General features: G+C 48.8%; 16 protein-coding genes and 1 riboswitch. Of the genes, 12 read left to right on the forward strand and 4 right to left on the reverse strand.

Features of this window, described 5'->3' with window-relative positions:
- The first annotated feature begins 213 nt into the window (after positions 1–213).
- From ACR0QE_RS05780 to ACR0QE_RS05810, 7 genes are all read left to right on the forward strand, one after another.
- Positions 214–795: a GntR family transcriptional regulator gene (locus tag ACR0QE_RS05780; protein WP_432627415.1), complete on the forward strand. Its 582-nt coding sequence runs from the start codon at positions 214–216 to the stop codon at positions 793–795.
- A complete protein-coding gene (locus ACR0QE_RS05785) occupies positions 789–1,433 on the forward strand; it encodes a GntR family transcriptional regulator (protein WP_432627416.1) in 645 nt (214 codons plus the stop codon). Before ACR0QE_RS05780 ends, ACR0QE_RS05785 begins: the two co-directional genes overlap by 7 nt.
- Before the next feature lie 366 nt (positions 1,434–1,799).
- Positions 1,800–3,068: an SLC13 family permease gene (locus ACR0QE_RS05790; RefSeq protein ID WP_432627417.1), complete on the forward strand. Its 1,269-nt coding sequence runs from the start codon at positions 1,800–1,802 to the stop codon at positions 3,066–3,068.
- A gap of 278 nt (positions 3,069–3,346) precedes the next feature.
- A complete protein-coding gene (gene ttdA / locus ACR0QE_RS05795; protein WP_177977622.1) occupies positions 3,347–4,246 on the forward strand; it encodes a L(+)-tartrate dehydratase subunit alpha in 900 nt (299 codons plus the stop codon).
- Positions 4,246–4,872 carry a L(+)-tartrate dehydratase subunit beta gene (gene ttdB / locus ACR0QE_RS05800; protein ID WP_432627418.1) on the forward strand — a complete coding sequence of 209 codons (627 nt, stop codon included), beginning with the start codon at positions 4,246–4,248 and terminating at the stop codon, positions 4,870–4,872. The genes ttdA and ttdB overlap by 1 nt, the downstream gene beginning before the upstream one ends.
- 362 nt (positions 4,873–5,234) lie before the next feature.
- Positions 5,235–5,753, forward strand: a complete 519-nt coding sequence (locus tag ACR0QE_RS05805) for a MarR family winged helix-turn-helix transcriptional regulator (protein ID WP_432627419.1) — start codon at positions 5,235–5,237, stop codon at positions 5,751–5,753.
- Positions 5,743–7,128 (forward strand): MATE family efflux transporter, encoded by a 1,386-nt coding sequence (locus tag ACR0QE_RS05810; protein WP_432627420.1) that lies wholly within the window; start codon positions 5,743–5,745, stop codon positions 7,126–7,128. The genes ACR0QE_RS05805 and ACR0QE_RS05810 overlap by 11 nt, the downstream gene beginning before the upstream one ends.
- Here the strand turns inward: ACR0QE_RS05810 and ACR0QE_RS05815 are convergent.
- Both ACR0QE_RS05815 and ACR0QE_RS05820 read right to left on the reverse strand, forming a co-directional pair.
- On the reverse strand, positions 7,125–8,156 hold the full coding sequence (locus ACR0QE_RS05815; RefSeq protein ID WP_432627421.1) for a GH25 family lysozyme: 1,032 nt from the start codon (positions 8,154–8,156) through the stop codon (positions 7,125–7,127). The two genes, ACR0QE_RS05810 and ACR0QE_RS05815, sit on opposite strands and share 4 nt — an antisense overlap.
- A 119-nt stretch (positions 8,157–8,275) precedes the next feature.
- Positions 8,276–8,890 (reverse strand): class I SAM-dependent methyltransferase, encoded by a 615-nt coding sequence (locus ACR0QE_RS05820; RefSeq protein WP_432627422.1) that lies wholly within the window; start codon positions 8,888–8,890, stop codon positions 8,276–8,278.
- A gap of 206 nt (positions 8,891–9,096) precedes the next feature.
- Here ACR0QE_RS05820 and sigG point away from each other — a divergent pair, with 206 nt between their 5' ends.
- Both sigG and ACR0QE_RS05830 read left to right on the forward strand, forming a co-directional pair.
- A complete protein-coding gene (gene sigG, locus ACR0QE_RS05825) occupies positions 9,097–9,873 on the forward strand; it encodes an RNA polymerase sporulation sigma factor SigG (protein WP_432627423.1) in 777 nt (258 codons plus the stop codon).
- Between the two features lie 148 nt (positions 9,874–10,021).
- Positions 10,022–10,426 carry an amino acid-binding protein gene (locus tag ACR0QE_RS05830; RefSeq protein ID WP_432627424.1) on the forward strand — a complete coding sequence of 135 codons (405 nt, stop codon included), beginning with the start codon at positions 10,022–10,024 and terminating at the stop codon, positions 10,424–10,426.
- Between the two features lie 136 nt (positions 10,427–10,562).
- Here the strand turns inward: ACR0QE_RS05830 and ACR0QE_RS05835 are convergent, their stop codons facing one another.
- Together ACR0QE_RS05835 and ACR0QE_RS05840 are read right to left on the reverse strand one after the other, a co-directional pair.
- Positions 10,563–10,886 (reverse strand): branched-chain amino acid transporter permease, encoded by a 324-nt coding sequence (locus ACR0QE_RS05835; protein ID WP_432627425.1) that lies wholly within the window; start codon positions 10,884–10,886, stop codon positions 10,563–10,565.
- Positions 10,883–11,629: an AzlC family ABC transporter permease gene (locus tag ACR0QE_RS05840; protein WP_432627426.1), complete on the reverse strand. Its 747-nt coding sequence runs from the start codon at positions 11,627–11,629 to the stop codon at positions 10,883–10,885. Before ACR0QE_RS05840 ends, ACR0QE_RS05835 begins: the two co-directional genes overlap by 4 nt.
- Positions 11,630–11,859: 230 nt before the next feature.
- On the opposite strand from ACR0QE_RS05840, the gene ACR0QE_RS05845 reads away from it, so the two are divergent.
- The 3 genes from ACR0QE_RS05845 (at position 11,860) to ACR0QE_RS05855 (ending at position 15,784) form a co-directional block, all read left to right on the forward strand.
- Positions 11,860–12,642: a protein-ADP-ribose hydrolase gene (locus tag ACR0QE_RS05845; protein WP_432627427.1), complete on the forward strand. Its 783-nt coding sequence runs from the start codon at positions 11,860–11,862 to the stop codon at positions 12,640–12,642.
- A gap of 114 nt (positions 12,643–12,756) precedes the next feature.
- Positions 12,757–12,832: riboswitch (cyclic di-GMP riboswitch) on the forward strand.
- Between the two features lie 174 nt (positions 12,833–13,006).
- A complete protein-coding gene (locus ACR0QE_RS05850; RefSeq protein WP_432627428.1) occupies positions 13,007–15,283 on the forward strand; it encodes an ECF transporter S component in 2,277 nt (758 codons plus the stop codon).
- A gap of 120 nt (positions 15,284–15,403) precedes the next feature.
- Positions 15,404–15,784, forward strand: coding sequence for an MmcQ/YjbR family DNA-binding protein (locus ACR0QE_RS05855; protein WP_432627429.1), 381 nt, complete (start codon positions 15,404–15,406; stop codon positions 15,782–15,784).
- Positions 15,785–15,800: the final 16 nt, after the last annotated feature.

A 15,800-nucleotide genomic window follows, 5' to 3' on the forward strand; every position in this document is an offset into this window, starting at 1 on the left:
ATCAGAATAACTCCTTTCTTGGATGTAGGTTTATAGTTTTTAGTCAACTCTATTATACCATATCCGGTGAGGAGTTATTTGTTTATAGGTAACAAAAAATGCCGTATTTATGCGGCTTGTGGCGTTTCGCAAACGCCTATAATGTATGATATTGTGAGGAGCGAGAGAATAAGGATATCATTTAGAGTGTGGAAAGCGTGGAGGAGAAGAGACGTGGAGTATGTCGGAGTAAAGAAAAAACAGGGAAGCATCGTGGAAGTGCTCAAGGATGCAATTCTTTCCGGTGACATTCCGAATGGGACTGAGATGACGCAGAATGAACTGGCGCAGAGCCTTGGTGTGTCGCGGATGCCGGTGAGGGAGGCTTTGATTTTGCTCGAGTATCAGGGGTTGATTGACCGCCTGCCGAACAATCATGTGAAAGTGAGTCAGCTGACGGATGACTTTTTTCACCATGTGTTTCGCCATGCGGCAATGCTGGAGACAGAGGCGCTGAAAGGATGGCAGGATTTGGAAGCGCTTCCAGACCAGGAGATGGAATTTCACCGTGAAATCTGGAAAAATCATCGTTACAGTTTCTCGAAGAAAGCGCTGGAGACGCTGATTGAGATTTACACGGCATTTGTTGTAAACAGCGGAAACTGCGTGGGGAGTGCAAGAAAACTCGCTGCTGTAAAGATGCTGTGGAAATCCGGAGAGCAGGAAGAAGGGGAGAAGGCACTTTTCGAGTATTTTGGAATGCTTGCGGATGCAATGGTTGCTATGAGAAGAGAGAGAGGGGATGGAACATGTTAGGATTAAAACCGATTCAGCTTCTTCCGGCGAGGGAGAGAGTGGCTTCTGCACTGAGAAAGGCGATTATTTCAAAACAGATTTCGGAGGGAGAGGTGCTCGCACTCGAGACGACGGCACAGGAACTCGGTGTCTCTGTGACTCCGGTGAGGGAGGCATTTCAGATTCTGTCGAGAGACGGACTCATTGATTTAAAGCAGAATAAGGGGGCTGTTGTGCTTGGGATCAATGAGACGACGATCCGGGAGCATTATCAGGTCCGCGCGGCGCTTGAGAGTGAGGCCTGTGCGCTCTGCTGCGAAAATGATGTGGATCTCGATGCGGTGCGAAACTGTGTGGAGTCCGCGCAGGAAGCGCTCGATCAGAATGATGCGGGAAGTTACTCGAATTATAACCAGTCGTTCCACTATGAGATCTGGAAGGCAGCGGGCAATGAAAAGATGAAAAAAATGCTCTCTGAGCTCTGGAATGGTCTGTCGATGGGCGTCAAGTCGACGGCTGAGGAGTATGCGACAAAATCCTTGAAGGAACACAAGGAGATTCTGGAAGCTCTCGAGAAGAGAGATGCCGATCTGGCGAGAAAACGGATGCATCGCCACATTATCCGAAGCATGGAGGATGTGCTGACGCGTTATCGCTGAGAAATTTTTTTGGATATAGTGCATAAAAATAAAACGTAAAAAATAAACACAATGCTGAAAACATCAATAACCTATTGACAAATTTGGCATTGTGTTTTATTATGAGCATACGAAATGGATACATTATTAAATATAAATAATCAAAGATCACAAAAAGCAGCAAAAACTATCCAGCAGAGCAGCCGGTCAGTCAGGCAAATGAGAACGGCATATCAAAGCCGTTTTGGAGGAAGACGGCAGGGGGAAGACTGATCCGGTGGGAGATCGGAGAGGATGTATTTGATGGGTATCCACGAAAATCGGCGCCGAAATAGCAAAAAGAAACCCAAACATGAAACTGTGCGAGGGGAAAAGCAGGAGGAGTTTATGAGTCCATCAACCATTACTATTTTGTTTCTGCTGTTCGCGATCGTCATGTTCGTGACAGAAAAGATCCCGCTTGGTGTGACCTCGATGATCGTCTGTATCGGTCTTGTCGTCACAAAAGTTTTGGATGTAAAGACAGCTTTTGCAGGATTTATTGACAGCAACGTGATTTTGTTCGTCGCCATGTTTATCGTCGGCGGAGCATTTTTTGAGACCGGAATGGCAAATGAAATCGGCGGAATCGTGACGAAGTTTGCAAAGACCGAGAGAATGCTGATCATTGCGATCATGGTGATTGTGGGTGTGATGAGCGGAGTGCTTTCCAACACCGGTACCGCAGCTGTTCTGATTCCGGTTGTAATCGGAATTGCGGCAAAGTCCGGATATTCCCGTTCCAGACTGCTGATGCCGTTGGTATTTGCGGCAGCGATGGGGGGAAATCTTTCTCTGATCGGTGCGCCGGGCAACCTGATTGCCCAGAGTGCGCTTCAGGAGCAGCTTGGAATGTCGTTTGGATTTTTTGAGTATGCAATTGTCGGCGTTCCGATTCTGGTCTGTGGAATTATTTTCTATGCAACGATCGGATATCGCCTGCTTCCGAACCGTCAGCCGAAGGATGATGGCGCTTTTGATCAGACTCAGGATTTCAGCAACGTTCCGCAGTGGAAGAAAGTTCTCTCCCTCGTGATTCTTGTGCTGACTCTGGCAGCGATGGTTCTTGAGGACAAGATTGGCATCAAGCTGTGCATCTCCGGATGTATCGGTGCGCTGGCTCTGATTCTGACCGGTGTAATCTCAGAGAAGAATGCGCTCAAGTCTATTGACTTAAAGACGATTTTTCTCTTTGGCGGTACCCTTTCCCTGGCATCTGCGCTTTCAAAGACAGGGGCAGGAGAGCAGATCGCAGATCTTGTGATCAATGGCCTTGGCGAGAATCCGTCTCCGTATGTGCTGACATTTGTCGTATTCATGTTGTGCTGCGTGCTGACAAACTTCATGTCCAACACGGCGACGACGGCTCTGATGGTTCCGATTTGTCTGTCGGTTGCCCAGGGAATGGGAGCAGACCCGAGAGCCGTTCTGATGGCATGTGTCATCGGTGGTTCCTGTGCATATGCAACCCCGATCGGAATGCCGGCAAATACGATGGTAATCGGTGCCGGCGGATACACGTTCATGGATTATGTAAAGTCCGGACTTCCGATGATTGTGATCGCGACGATTGTCAGCATGATCATTCTTCCGATTGCATTCCCGTTTTTCCCGTAAAAGGAAAATGGTTTGGAGTGGGATTGCGAAATAAGTAGAACAAAACGTATTTTGTGTACAAAAATATGTGAAAAAATTACAAAAAACTACTTGACAAACGAAACAAAACGATTTATTATGAAACTACGAAATGGATACATTATTAAATATCAAAAACAACAAATCAAAGTAACAAGTCAACAAAGCAGTATGGCAACACCGTAGAGTAACAAGTTTAAACAACACAAAATTACAAAAAATCAAAAAAACATTCACATGAAGAAACAGGAGGTTATGAGATGAGCAAGAAAGAACAGGTTGAGCAGCTTACCACGTATATGGCACATTTCGTGGACCATATCGGCAAGAAGCTGCCGGATGACATCATCGCAAAGCTCGATGAGCTGGCAGAGAAAGAGGACAGCCCGCTGTCAAAGGTTATTTACGCAACGATGAAGAAGAACCAGGATCTTGCGGTTAAGCTGAATCGCCCGAGCTGTCAGGATACCGGAGTTCTTCAGTTCTGGGTAAAGTGCGGTACCCAGTTCCCGCTGATCGGTGAGCTTGAGGGTCTTCTGAAAGAGGCAGTTGTGAAGGCAACGTTCGAGGCTCCGCTGAGACATAACAGCGTTGAGACTTTCGATGAGTACAACACCGGCAAGAACGTAGGAAAAGGAACTCCGACCGTATTCTGGGACATCGTTCCGGACAGCGACAAGTGCGAGATCTACGCATACATGGCAGGCGGCGGCTGCACCCTTCCGGGTAAGGCAATGGTTCTGATGCCGGGTGCAGGATATGAGGGTGTTACCCAGTTCGTTATGGATGTCATGACTTCTTACGGTCTGAATGCCTGCCCGCCGCTTCTGGTTGGCGTGGGTGTTGCAACTTCCGTTGAGACCGCAGCACTGCTCTCCAAGAAGGCGCTGATGCGTCCGTTAGGAAGCCACAATGAGAACGAGCGTGCGGCTTACATGGAGAAGCTGCTCGAGGACGGAATCAACTCCATCGGCCTTGGACCGCAGGGAATGGGCGGAAAGTACTCCGTAATGGGTGTACATATTGAGAATACCGCACGTCATCCTTCTACGATCGGTGTTGCAGTAAACGTTGGATGCTGGTCTCACCGTCGCGGACACATTATTTTCGATAAGGATCTGAACTATACCATTACTACACATTCGGGGGTAACATTATAATGATCGAGATTAGAGATGGAAAGAAAATTCTGGTAACACCGGTAAGTGATGAAGATTTAAAGGATATCCATATTGGAGATATCGTATATCTGACAGGAAGCATGACAACCTGCCGTGACGTAGCACATCGTCGTCTTGTTGAGGAGCATCGTCCGCTTCCGGTAGATGTTCGCAACAATGCAATTTTCCACGCTGGCCCGATCATCCGTCCGCTGGAGAATGACAAGTTCGAGATGGTTTCCGTAGGTCCGACCACTTCCATGCGTATGGAGAAGTTCGAGAAGGAGTTCGTAGAGCAGACCGGTGTAAAGGTGATCATCGGTAAGGGCGGTATGGGTCCGAACACCGAGTACGCCTGCAAGAACTTCAAGGCAATCCACTGTGTATTCCCGGCCGGAAATGCAGTAGTAGCTGCCACCGAGGTTGAGGAGATTGTTCGTGCAGAGTGGCGTGATCTGGGTATGCCGGAGACGCTGTGGAATTGCCGGGTTAAGGAATTCGGTCCGCTGATCGTCTCCATCGATGCAGATGGCCGCAATATGTTCGAGGAGAACAAGGTGATCTTCAACGAGCGCAAGGACAAAGCTGTAGCAGAGATCTGCAAGCATGTCGGATTTATCAAATAAGATGGATTGATCAACCAACCAAACGCACTGCCTGATGAGTGTTAAAAAAATCAACTGAAAACAAACGGAATCGGAACGTGATGAAAGCGAAATCTTCGATTCTGGAATAAAAAGGATTTCTGGCAAGTCTGCCTCCTTCCAATTTCTGCCAAAACTGGGAGGGGACACGCCGGAGGTCCTTTTTTATGTGCCTTATGAAAAAATGCTCCGCAGGGAGATTGATTTTGGCTTGTTCGGGATTGACAGGAGAGAGGAAAACGCGTATAATCTGTTCTAAATAAAATAGTTCTAAAAAGAACTATTTAAAAGAGAAAAATAGAACCGGAAGGAAAGAGATCGAGAGGAGCAGGGCATAGGACAGAATGAGTGTGAATGTGAACAGTTATGGAAATTACTGTATGGTGATGCGCGCAACGTTCAAACTTCAGGAACTTTATCAGGAACCCGTCCGCAGACAGTATGGTCTGTCGAAAGTGGAGATTGTGATTGTCAATTTCCTGTACAACAACCCGGAGCGGGATACGGCGAGTGAGATCGCGCGCATGAGGATGCTTCAGCGCGGAAATGTCTCTCAGGGGGTGGAGGCACTGATTCAAAAGGGGTTTCTTAAGCGGACGGAGGATTCGAGGGACAGAAGGCGCATACACCTGTCGCTGACGGAGAAGGCAGAGCCGCTTGTCGCAGCGGTGGAGCGTCAGCAGGAGAAGATGCTGGCGCAGATTTTTTCCGGGTTTGATGAGGAGGAAAGGAGACGGTATCACGATATGAACCGGAGAATCGAGGAAAATCTCATGGAGGGACTCGGAGTGGGTCTGAGAGAATCTGTGCAGAAGAGTCAGGAGAATGGCGGGCAGAGAGGAGTGCAGAGAGATGCAGAATGATAAAAGTTTTCTTGGAAAAGAGCCGGTCGGAAGACTGCTCTTTCAGCTGGCGATTCCGACGGTGGCGGCCCAGATCATCAATATGCTCTACAATGTGGTCGACCGGATTTATATCGGCCATATTCCGGGGAGCGGGGCGCTTGCCCTGACCGGAGTCGGCGTGTGCATGCCGGTCATTCTGGTTGTGTCCGCATTTGCGTCGATGGTCGGTTCGGGCGGAGCACCGAGGGCAACGATCGCGATGGGAAAAAATGAGGAAGATCAGGCAGAGAAGATTCTCGGAAACTGTGTGACGCTCCAGCTGATCATCTCTGTGATTCTGACGGCGGCTTTGCTGTTGTTTGGACGGCGGATTCTGCTGGCATTCGGAGCGAGTGAGAATACGATTGAGTATGCCTGTGCCTACTTGAATATCTACGCGATCGGAACGATCTTCGTCCAGCTGACGCTCGGCATGAATACGTTTATCACGGCACAGGGTTTTGCAAAGACCGGCATGTTCTCCGTGCTGATCGGTGCAGTCGCGAACATTGTGCTGGATCCGGTTTTTATTTTTGGCTTTGGAATGGGCGTGCGCGGAGCTGCGCTTGCGACGGTAATCTCCCAGGCGATGTCGTGTACCTGGGTGATGTCCTTCCTTCTTGGAAAGAAGACTTATCTCAAGATTCGGAAAGAAAATATGAGGCTGAGAAGAAAGATTGTGGTGCCGACGCTGACGCTTGGACTTGCGGCTTTTATCATGCAGTCGAGTGAAAGTGTGATCGCTGTCTGCTTCAATTCTTCGCTGCTTCGATACGGCGGGGACCTTGCGGTTGGTGCAATGACGATTCTGACGAGTGTGATGCAGTTTGCGATGCTTCCGCTTCAGGGTCTCGGTCAGGGTGCCCAGCCGATCATCAGCTACAATTACGGGGCGCACAATGCAGAGCGCGTGAAGAAAACGTTTGGTCTTCTCGTAAAAGTGAATCTCTGCTACTCCGTTCTGCTCTGGCTCTTTGTCCAGCTGTTTCCGGGAGTCTTTGCATCCATGTTTACCGCAGATGCGCAGCTGCTGGCTTTCACAAAAACGGCACTGCGCATCTATATGGCGGTCATGTTTGTATTTGGAATTCAGGTTGCCTGCCAGCTCACGTTCAGTGCGCTCGGAAATGCGAAAGCATCAATCATGGTGGCAGTCATGCGAAAATTTATCCTGTTAATTCCGCTGATCTATCTGCTTCCGCATCTGTTTGCGAAGAATCCGCTTATGGCGGTTTATCTCGCAGAGCCGGTCGCAGATATGCTCTCTGTGATGTTTGCGTCAACGCTCTTCATCTTCCAGTTTAAGAAAGCAATCCGGGAGATGGAAGGCGGAGAAAGCGTGGGAAAACGCTAATTTCCGGCAGTTACCACAGTGGCTGAGGTAGCAGATCCGCTGCCGGAACCGGGTGCGTTCTGGGTGACGGTTCCCGGAGTCGGGGATACCGCAGCGTTTGTCTGCACACCCGGACCGCCGGTCTGGGAAGAAGTGCCGACCGTAGGAGTCGCGGAGACGGTTGAAGCCTGGGAACCGGACGGTCCGACGGAGCCATTGCCGGTTCCGGCCTGGCCGATGTAATTCTTAAATGCGAGTTCCACGCAGACATTGCCGGAGATTCCGTTTACGGAGGCAGTCTCCGTCGGCTGCCAGATCGTGCGGCCGGCAAACTGGTTGTTGGTTGAACCGTAGCGTGCAAGCCAGATGTCATAAGGAATCTGGGAGGTATCCATCTCGGTGCTCAGCTTGTTAAAGTCGCTGTACACAATCGGGGTGTAGCCGTTTGCTGCGATCACCTGACAGAACGCATTGATGACATCCGTCAGTTCCTGCACAGAGAGGGTGAGGATGTAGGGAGACTCAATGTCGACGGCGATCGGGAAGTTTACGGTGTAATTTTTGGCGGTGTCGACGGCGAACTGAGCTGCCTTTCTTGCCTCCTCGACTGTCTTGGTCTGGAGATAGATGTAGGGGGCAGTCTTGATGCCCTGGGCGCTTGCCTGGCGCATATTCTGGTCGAAAGTCTCATCCATTGTGACCTGTCCCTCGTAGCCGTAGGAAACCATGCGGACGAAAGCGAAGGAGATGTCGTCGCTCGCAACCTTTGCCCAGTCGATGTTTCCCTGCCACTTGGAAACGCTGATTCCGCGCATCAGGACGCCGTCAATCGGGTTCCCCGATGCATCGACATACTGACCGTTGATCTTGTGCCATGCCTGATCTGCGGTGAAGGTTGTGGCAGAGGATCCCGTCGACGGACTGACGTTTGACGGGGATGCGACGGAAGCGCCGCTGCCGGCGACAATGGTTGCCGCATAAGAAGAGAAGACAGGCTGTGCGCACAGACAGAAGCTAAGGCAGACAGCTGCTAATTTTTTTATGTACATGTGAGTTACCACCTTTCGTAAGATGGTAATAGTATACACCTTTTTTACCGGAGCGGCTTTTACAATTCCATTACGTCTATTACAATTTTATGACATCTGTTCCACTCTTAAAGCGAATCTCAGAACGTCTCGCAAGTCTCAAAAATCACGATCCGCTCTCTCGAATGATTCCCCTCAAACAGGTCCCGGCAGTCAATCTCATCATAAAATTCCAGTTCCGTCACCGTCATCAGGTAGGCGAGATACTCGTCCTGCGGGTAGTAGAAAAAGAGCTTGATATTTCTTGGATTCTCGTAGTAGGAGTCGAGGACCCGCGCGAGAACGCGCTTTAAGATTTCGACGGAAAACGGATTGAAAAAGAAAATCCGGTCAATCCCGGCGCTGACCGGATACTGCTCGGCATTTGCGAGCATGAATTCTGTCCGGGCACCAGAGATCGCGCTTTCCCTGTTTTTTTGTGCCTCCGCATAGATCCGCTCATCGCATTCGATGCCGATTGCCCGGCATCTGGTCTGGTAGGCGAGAAAGAAGTCAACCCGCCCTTTGCCGCACCCGTAGTCGAGAAGAACGTGGTTTTTGCGGATTTCTCCGCTGTTTGCGAGCCGTTCGAGGACGGAGTAGGGAGTAGGTTCATAGGGATAGCAGTACTGGTCTGCGTTTGAGTCATCCCGCCCGGAAGTGCGGATTTTTAAAAGTTTGTCCCATTTGTTTTCCTGATCTTGTGTCTGAGCCATAAATAAAAAATCCTCATATTTCTGTAAATTTTTTTAATGTCGATCTGATTCGTGTCTGTTTTATCATAAGGGAAATCTTCCCGATTTTCAAATCTTATCCAGCACAAAGCTGTATAAATTCGCCGGAAAATGCCCATCCTTACATTCAGAGTTGCTGTTTGGATTCGGGATTCACACTCCCTATCAAATCTGCGGAGGTAAAGAATATGCCTGTCTATAAGGTGGAAATTTGCGGCGTGAATACATCAAAGCTCCCTTTGCTCACGAATGAGGAGAAGGATGCTCTTTTTGTGCGGATCGGAAAAGGAGATAAGGGCGCCAGAGAGCAGTATATCAAAGGAAATCTTCGTCTGGTGCTGAGTGTCATCCAGCGTTTTGCCGGCAGTCAGGAGAATATTGACGATCTGTTCCAGATCGGCTGCATTGGATTAATCAAGGCGATTGACAATTTTGATCTCTCCCAGAATGTAAAATTTTCGACGTATGCGGTACCGATGATTCTCGGGGAAGTGCGCCGCTATCTGAGGGACAACAATTCAATCCGTGTCAGCCGTTCTTTGCGGGACATTGCCTATAAGGCGATCTATGCCAGAGAGAATCTGACGCGCAGTCTCTCAAGGGAGCCTTCCGTCTCGGAGATTGCAGAGGAGATCGGACTGAGCAAGGAGGAGGTCACCTATGCGCTTGATGCGATTCAGAGTCCGGTCAGTCTCTATGAACCGATTTACACGGACGGCGGGGATCCGCTTTATGTGATGGATCAGATCAGTGACAAGAAACATTTGGAGGAAAACTGGGTCGAGGATATTTCGCTTCGCGAGGCGATGAAACATCTGCCGGGGCGCGAGCGCCACATCATCGACATGCGGTTTTTTGAGGGAAAGACACAGACAGAGGTTGCGGAGGAAATTCACATCAGTCAGGCGCAGGTGTCGAGGCTGGAAAAGAGTGCACTGAAGACGATGAAAAATTATCTCAGCTGATCAGCTGAATGGAAATTTGGCAGAAAAGTGCATAAATCGTTTACAAATGATTTTTCCTGCGTTATACTAAATGAAAATGAACAATTTCATACATTAAAGTGCTAGAGCAAGTGAACTTGAAATGGGATGAGAAAGGCAGGAAAAGAGTATGTTAAAACAGGTATCTGTTTTTGGAGAGAATTCAAAAGGAACCTTACAGAAAATCACCAGCATTCTGGCGGAGGCTGAAATTAATATCTGGGGATCTGTCACGAATGACAGTGCGGAGTTTGGAATCATCCGCATGGTTGTCTCTGAGCCGGAGAAGGCAGAGGAGAAACTTTCTGAGGCCGGTTATATGTGCCGCTTGAGCAATGTGCTCGGCGTTGAGGTCGCAGATGAGGTTGGAAACTTAAATCGTCTTCTGCTTGCGCTCTCTGAGAGCAACATCAGCATCAACTACATGTACCTCTCGTTCAACAGAGATTCCGGAAAACCGGTTATGGTCTTCAACACGGACGGAATCTGGGAAGTTCAGGAATGCCTGAAATCTAAGGGATATAAGCTGATTTAAGAATCAAAAATTCACTTTAAAATAAATAAGAAGCTCTCATATCTGTGTCAATAGATAACCGGAAGTCACAGAGATGAGAGCTTTTATTTTTTGTATGAATGTGTCGTAAAACCCCCAGATTCAGCTATGGGGAGTGTCAAATAAAATGGATCAGCAGCATATAGCAGATCGTCCCGCCCGCAATCGAGAGAAGCATCTGGCGTTTCCACAGGTGAATGAGAGTGGTCGCGAGGATTGCGAGAAATTCCGGCGCTCCGTGTGTTCCGTGAAGAAGATCTACATTTTTCAGGCAGTAGATGACGAGCATCCCGAATACCGCTGAGGGAAGATATTTTCCGATATACTGGATAAATGCGGGAGTCTCCCTCTTCTCAGAGAAGATGAAAAAGGGGAGAAAGCGGGTGGTCATCGTTGCGAGAACGCATAAGCCGATTGTGATGATTTGCTGTGGAATGGTCATGGGACAAGCCTCCTGTTCGATTTATTGTGATGGTCTGGTCTGTTTTCTTCCGTGGCTTTCTCCATGCGCTCAAGCGGTCTGCGGAATGCGGCGAGCAGGGCGATGATGAGGATCATCGTCGGAATCATGAAGGCATTCGGACCGAAGCCAGACAGGCAGAGTGCGGAGACGCCAAGACCGATGAGAGCGGAGATATGATTTTTTTCTTTCAGCCACTGCTCCAAGAAGATGACAACGAACATGGAAGTCATAACGAAATTGATTCCTGCGGTATCAAACGTGAGCAGGGAACCGATCAGTCCGCCGAGAGTGGCACCAAAAACCCAGTAAATCTGATTCAGGAGGGTGACGAAAAAGTAAAACCATCCGCGGTCGACTCCCTCCGGAATCTCTGCGCTGCAGTTGATGGAAAAGGATTCATCGCACATTCCAAAAATCAGATAAAATTTTTTCCATCCGAGCCCCTTGTATTTTTCGAGCATGGAGAGACCGTAAAAGAGGTGCCTTGCCTGAATCAGAAGTGCCATGATGAAGACCTGAACGGGGGCGAATGGACTTAAAAGCATCTCCACGGCGACAAATTCCAGGGAACCTCCATAGATCAGCATGCTCATCATCAGGGGATAGAGAAAAGAAAAACCGGACGCGTTCATATAGATTCCGTATGCCATTCCGAGAAAACAGAAACCGGTAAAAATCGGAATCGTGTGGGGGAACGCTGCCCTCAAAGCCTGTCGTTTCATAAAGATGAGTACTCCTTTGTTTTGTATGATTTTGTGTGGAAACTTTCAGAGACTTATTATACTACCAGTGAAATTTATTTGTAAACTGGAATAAAAACGGAAATAAAATCCATTACTGTCCAAGCAACGCGTGAACAGTAACGGTTACAAAATAGTGCCCTCTGTACATTCTCAATGGGATGATTTAAGATGAGAAGAGAGAACAGAAAAAAGAGGGAGGGAAAAATGCGATGAATCAGAGTGAGCGACGGCAGTATCTGATCAGAGAACTTTTGAAGGAGGATGGTTCCTATCGGGGAATCCGGGTGCCAGATGATGCAGGTGGACAGAGAGAACTTCTTCGCGGTCTGATGAATGTCCGGCTGCCGAAGAGCTGTGAGAAAGAATTTTTGCGCATTCAGGATGAATATCTTCAGGAGGAAGCGAGACAAAAGGGGATTGTGGAACTTGAGGAGATGGAAGAGCTTGAGCCGGGGATTCGTCTGTGGAAGGGCGACATCACCCGCATTCACTGTGATGCGATCGTAAATGCGGCAAACAGCGGAATGACGGGCTGCTATGTCCCGAATCATGCGTGCATTGATAACTGTATCCACACGTTTGCGGGAATTCAGCTCCGCCTTGCCTGTGAGGAACTTATGCAAAAGCAGGGACATGAAGAGCCGACGGGGCAGGCAAAGATTACTCCGGCTTACAACCTGCCGTGCCGGTATGTGATTCACACAGTTGGCCCGATTGTGCAGGCGGAAGTGACGGAGCGGGACAGAAAACTTCTCGCGGGATGTTACCGCTCTTGTCTTGAGATGGCAGAGAAATACCATCTTGAGAGCCTTGCCTTCTGCTGCATTTCCACGGGAGTTTTCCGCTTTCCGAATGCGCAGGCCGCCGGTATTGCCGTCGACACGGTAAGAACGTTCCTTAGAGGGAAGCATTCTGGATTAAAGACCATCATTTTCAATGTGTTTAAGGACAGAGACGAGGAGATTTACAGAGAACTTTTGCACCGCGGGTGAATGGCAACGGCAAAATCCGTTGCTGTTTGCGCAAGGTGAGAGCAGTAACAATTCATGGTTTTTGTGGCTGGCAGAATTGACAGAATCCTTGGAAAAGCGTATAATTATTCATATATTTATATTGGGCAAAGCAATCGAAAGGTTGTGACGCAAAGCTATAGGGCCTGTGAAATGGTAGCCAGTTGCACAAAAATCAGAGAATGCAGGGGACACTATAGATTTTTCTATGGTGTTTTTTTGATTCATGGTTCGTAAAATTTGTAAAATGCTGTAAAGAATTGCGTTCTATGAAGCATGAATGAAAAAATATAAGGATAGATTTTTGTTTTCACAGGTCCAAACGATATTAGGGAAAAGGGAGTATGTGAAAGTGGGCAGAGACTATCCAAGACAATCCCGTTTTGAAAAATTATATGGAATTGCTCTGAGCAGACAGATGAAGACGGAGATTCTCCTGATGCTGATGTCGATCGAGCTGATTTTGGCGTTTTCCTATCTGGGATATATCATCATTCCGCCAATATCGCTCACAACGATGCACATTCTTGTGATTGTTGCGGCAATGATCCTTGGAACGGCGGAGGGGGTTGCGATGGCGCTGATCTTTGCGCTGACATCGATGTGGCAGGCGACAGTCACGGGAGTTCAGTATGGCGATCTCATCTTCTCGCCATTTCGCAGCGGGGATCCTGTGCGCTCCATGGTTCTGACGACGGCAAGACCGCTGTTTGCACTGATTACCGGATGGATGTTTTCGCTCTACTTTCGAAGAGAGAGGAGGCATCTCTACTTTGGGATTGCGCTGATCACGGTCGTTGCAACCTGGCTTCACGGCAGTGTCGCGATGTTATTCATAGCATGGCTTTTTCCGGACAGCGGGGTGACGGCGAGACAGATTCTGATCAACTGGCTTTCTGTTGAAAAAATGATTTTGTATATAAGCACAACACTGATTGTCTGCCTGATTCATTATCAGTTGTCCCATGAGGCATGGCGGGAGAAGCTGGAAGTTTTGAGCCGGACCACGGAAGTCGTAAAGACAAAGCTCCATATGAGATATTATTACGGGGCAATGATCGGCGGGATCCTGGTCTGCGGAATGCTTCTGTCTCATCTGATGTCGCGGATGAAGATTGTGCTGGGGCAGAGAGCTTATTTTGCGACGTTTAGCTGGAATTCGCAGGAGACTCAGGTTATTCTCCAGTTTTTCTGTGCCTTTCTCGGTGTGCTGACTCTGATTTACATAACGGTGCGCTGGATCGGGGAGTACCGCGCTTTGCAGGGAATCCGCGTTCAGAAAGAGACGGACATGGAGGAACTGCTGAAGGCGGAGAAAGAGCTGAACCAGCGCCTGTATGAGCAGAATACGATTCTGGAACATCAGAAAACACTCTTAAAAGAGGCGGTGGAGAGGGCAGAGCGGGCAAATGAGGAGAGCCGGAAATCAGCTGAGGAGGCGAGGGCCGCAAATGCGGCAAAGACGAACTTCCTGTCGAGAATGACGCATGATATCCGGACTCCGTTAAATGGAATCATTGGTCTTCTGCGGATTGCAGAGCGCCATCCGGATGATACCGCGCTGCTCCGGACAAACCGCGAGAAGATGATGATCTCGGCAAATCATCTGCTCTCCCTGATCAACGATATGCTCCAGATGAGCAAACTTGAGGATGGAGATGTCATTCTCGCACATGAGGTGATCAATCTCAGGAAACTTTCATCGGATATTTTGGCGATCATCAGCCAGAGAGCGGCTGAGGAGGGAATCACGATTCGCTTAGACCACCCGGATGAAAGCATCCGGGTGCCATATGTCTACGGAAGTTCGCTTCACATCCGCCAGCTTTTCCTGAACATTTACGGAAACTGCATCAAATACAACCGCGTTGGGGGAAGTGTGTCGACTTCGATTGAGTGTCTGGGAGTCCTGAGAAATACCGTGACGTATCGATGGGTGATTTCCGACACGGGAATCGGCATGAGCGAGAACTTTCTCAAGCATATTTTTGAACCATTCTCTCAGGAACGTGCGGATGCAAGGAGTGTGTACAATGGAACGGGTCTTGGGATGTCGATTGTGAAGGCGCTCGTCGACAAGATGGACGGCACGATTGCGGTCAAGAGTAAAGTCGGAGAGGGAACTGTATTTACAATCACCCTTCCGTTTGAACTCGCACAGGAGGGCGAGAGCGTTGGAAGAGACGAGAAGGTGGAGGAGGAACCTGCCGAGACGGAGGCAAGTATCCGGGGGCTTCATCTTCTGCTGGCGGAAGACAATGCGCTCAATGCAGAGATTGCAGAGGCACTTCTCGGGGATGCCGGGGCGACGATCAAGATCGTGCAGAATGGAAAGCAGGCGATCGAGGAATTTGCCGAGCAGCCGAAGGGAACGTATGATGCAATCTTGATGGATATTATGATGCCTGTGGTTGATGGAATCTCTGCGACGAGGGAGATCCGGAAGATGGCACGTGAGGATGCAAAACAGATTCCGATCATTGCGATGACGGCGAATGCATTTGAGGAAGATGCGAAAAAGTGCATGGAGGCGGATATGAATGCCCATCTCTCCAAGCCGCTTCAGATGGACAAGGTCATTGCGACAATCGCCAAATATTGCGGAAGAGAAGTATCTGCGTAACAGAATACAATAAAAAAGAAGTGAAGGCATGCCCGTTTTGCATGTTGTCTGAGCGGACTTGGGACGTTTGGACAGGTGCAAGGCGGGCATGTTTTGTATGGTGAGGAGGAAAAGAAAGATATGGATCGAACAGAACTTTTTTCGCTTGTGGAACGAAAGTATCACACGGTACCGGATTATCCGTGGAAGGACACCAATGCCGTTCTTCGCCACTCAGACACGAAGAAGTGGTATGGAGTTGTCCTGCGCGTGGAGAGAGCGAAGATTGGCCTTCCCGGAGAGGGAATCGCAGAGCTTTTGAATATCAAGTGCGATCCAGTTTTGATCGGATCCCTGATCACGCAGGATGGTTTTTTCCCGGCGTATCACATGAACAAAGAAAACTGGATCAGCGTTCTTTTGAGCGGGGAATCCGAGGAAGCCTTTGACCGGCAGATGGAAAATCTTCTGGATCTGAGCTATTCCCTGACGGAGAATAAGAAGAAAAAAACCCGCTTTTAAAATTTGCAAAGAAGTG

The sequence above is a fragment of the Brotaphodocola sp. genome (assembly GCF_050873065.1).
In the GTDB taxonomy this organism is placed as follows: domain Bacteria; phylum Bacillota; class Clostridia; order Lachnospirales; family Lachnospiraceae; genus Brotaphodocola.